Origin of the sequence: Phenylobacterium sp. (assembly GCF_030693805.1) — a bacterium.
Taxonomy (GTDB): domain Bacteria; phylum Pseudomonadota; class Alphaproteobacteria; order Caulobacterales; family Caulobacteraceae; genus Phenylobacterium.
In genome coordinates, this window is the sequence record NZ_JAUXZW010000400.1 from 1 (window position 1) to 2,995 (window position 2,995).

Here is a 2,995-nt window from a genome sequence, read left to right on the forward strand (position 1 = left end):
AAGACCAAAGTATCATCCCAGCACAACAATACCCCTCTCGTCATTGATCTGTATCAATGGTGACCGTGAGGCTCGGTCGGCTTCGACTGCGCGGCCCGCGAGGCGCTCAGGACGAGTTCATTCTTGCCGCCATCGCCCAGAACCTGCGGCGGCTCGCGTCGCTGGTCGCCCGGCCACCGCCATATGCGGTTCAGTGCATCGCGTAGAGTGGGAATTGCGTAGAGAGCGTCAGGGCTGGCGGATCAACGCCGGCCGCCTCTAACGAAATGGCCAACCGCCCATCGGCAGCAGCCGACTTTTGCAACAAAATCGGCACAAAACGGACCACCGGGCCGGTCTGATGATGTCCGTTGATCGGGGTAGACCGGAAGTCTTCGGCGGACGGTAAAACGAAGCTTTTGACCCTCAGCGGACATCGCAAGTCTGTCATTCGGCCTGCAATATTGACCCCCTAAGCCGGGGGATCGGCGTCCAAAATTGACCCCCTACAGGTTGGTCTGTTGCGCTGCCTGCTTTGTCATGAAGCAGGTGGTCGGGGATGCTGATCGTGGAGACAATTGCCCGGATTAGGCGTGAGCACTTCATCAAGGGCAAGACGATCAAGGAGATCGCTCGGGACCTGAAGGTGTCGCGGAACACGGTCCGGAAGGTGCTGAGGTCGGGAGAGACTTCATTCGAGTACGAGCGTGTTGTCCAACCGCGGCCGAAGCTGGGACGATGGGCAGCAGAACTCGACGGATTGCTGGCAGGGAACGCGGCCAAGTCCGCTCGCGAGCAACTGACATTGATCCGGATCTTCGAGGAACTTCGCGGGCGCGGCTATGACGGCGGTTACGACGCCGTGCGCCGTTACGCCAGGCGATGGAGCAAGGAGCGCGGACAATCGACGGCAGCGGCCTACGTCCCGCTGAGCTTTGCGCCTGGAGAAGCCTATCAGTTCGACTGGAGCCATGAAGTCGTCCTGCTCAATGGCGTGACAGTGATCGTGAAGGCTGCCCATGTCCGGCTCTGCCATAGCCGGATGCTGTTCGTGCGGTGCTATCCACGCGAGACGCAGGAGATGGTGTTCGACGCCCACGACCGGGCGTTCGCCCTGTTCAAGGGCACCTGCGTGCGCGGCATCTACGACAACATGAAGACGGCCGTGGAGACGATCTTCGTCGGCAAAGGGCGTCTCTACAATCGCCGCTTCATGCAGATGTGCAGCCATTACCTGGTCGATCCGGTGGCCTGCACGCCGGCCTCGGGCTGGGAGAAGGGCCAGGTCGAGAACCAGGTTGGGCTTGTCCGGGAACGCTTCTTCACGCCACGGCTCCGGTTCAAGAACCTCGACGAGTTGAACGCCTGGCTGTTGGACAAGTGCATCGCCTACACCAAAGCGCACCGGCATCCAGAGCTGACCGAGCAAACGGTCTGGCAGGTGTTCGAAGCGGAGCGACCGATGCTCGTTCCCTATGCCGGCCGGTTCGACGGATTCCACGCGGTGCCGGCATCGGTCTCGAAGACCTGTCTGGTGCGCTTCGACAACAATAAATACTCGGTCACGGCCAGCGCCGTCGGGCGGCCTGTCGAGGTTCACGCCTACGCCGACCGCATTGTGATCCGCCAGGACGGCCGCATCGTTGCCGAGCATGCTCGCTCGTTCGGCCGTGGCGATACCGTCTACGATCCCTGGCATTACGTGCCGGTGCTGGCGCGCAAACCCGGCGCCTTGCGCAACGGCGCTCCCTTCAAGGACTGGGTGCTTCCGGCCGCGATCGAACGTGTACGGCGCAAGCTCGCCAATGCCGACGATGGCAATCGTCAGATGGTCGACATCCTCAACGCTGTTCTGACCGACGGCTTGCCGGCCGTCGAGGCGGCCTGTGCCGAGGCGATCGCCCACAGCGTTCATTCCGCCGATGTCGTGCTCAACATTCTGGCCCGCAAGCGCGATCCTGCGCCGCCAGCCAACATCCTCACCCCGGCTGCGCTGACATTGCGCCATGCCCCGATCGCCGACTGTGCCCGTTACGACAACCTCAGGAGAACCATCTGATGGAACGTACTCAACTGTTCGACCTCATGGGTGAGCTCAAGCTCTACGGCATGAAGGCCGCCTTCGACGAGATCATGGCGACCGCCATCAAGCGCCAGCACGAACCCCAACGCATTGTCGGCGACCTGCTCAACGCCGAGATCAACGAGAAGCAGGCGCGCTCGATCAAGTACCAGCTCACCATCGCCAAACTGCCGCTGGCCAAGGATCTTGAGGACTTCCAGTTCGAGGGCACTCCCATCAACCAGACGCTGGTCAATGATCTCGCCGGCGGCGGCTTCATCGCCCAGCAACGTAACGCCGTCCTGGTCGGCGGTACCGGCACCGGCAAAACACATATGGCCATCGCAATCGCCAGAAGCTGCATCCGGTCCGGCGCCCGTGGTCGGTTCTACAACGTCGTCGACCTCGTCAATCGCCTGGAGATCGAGACCCGCAATGGACGGCAGGGTCGCATCGCCGAGCATCTGACCCGGATGGACTTCATTGTTCTCGACGAACTCGGCTACCTTCCGTTTGCTCAATCCGGTGGCCAGCTACTGTTCCATCTCGTCAGCCGGCTCTACGAGCGCACGTCGATCGTCGTCACCACCAACCTATCCTTCGGGGAATGGCCCAGCGTATTTGGCGACGCCAAGATGACCACCGCGCTGCTTGACCGCCTGACTCACCATTGCGACATCGTGGAAACCGGCAACGACAGTTGGCGCTTCAAAAGCCGCGACGACGACCACACATCCCGCGCTCGCCTCGTCTCCGCAACCCCGGCCAGCTCCGACGAGGCGAGCGCTACCGTCAAAACCCGCCGCTCAAAGGGGTCAAAATTGGACGCCGATACGGGGTCAAATTTGAACGCCGATTGACATTCCTCATCCTTCAGCCGTTCGACCGCCTCGAAGGTGAAGCTATCGCCGCCATGCGCGGCCCACGCGCTCTGCAGATCGCGGTTGGCATGGC

The 2,995-nt window shown here is 61.8% G+C and carries 2 pseudogenes; both read left to right on the top strand.

Annotation, left to right across the window (positions count from 1 at the left end):
- Positions 1-538 precede the first annotated feature (538 nt).
- Positions 539-2,072 (top strand): annotated as a pseudogene (gene istA, locus Q8M88_RS16040) (IS21 family transposase).
- Positions 2,038-2,760, top strand: a pseudogene (gene istB / locus Q8M88_RS16045) (IS21-like element helper ATPase IstB); the annotation flags it as partial. The pseudogenes istA and istB, both read left to right, overlap by 35 nt.
- Positions 2,761-2,995: the final 235 nt, after the last annotated feature.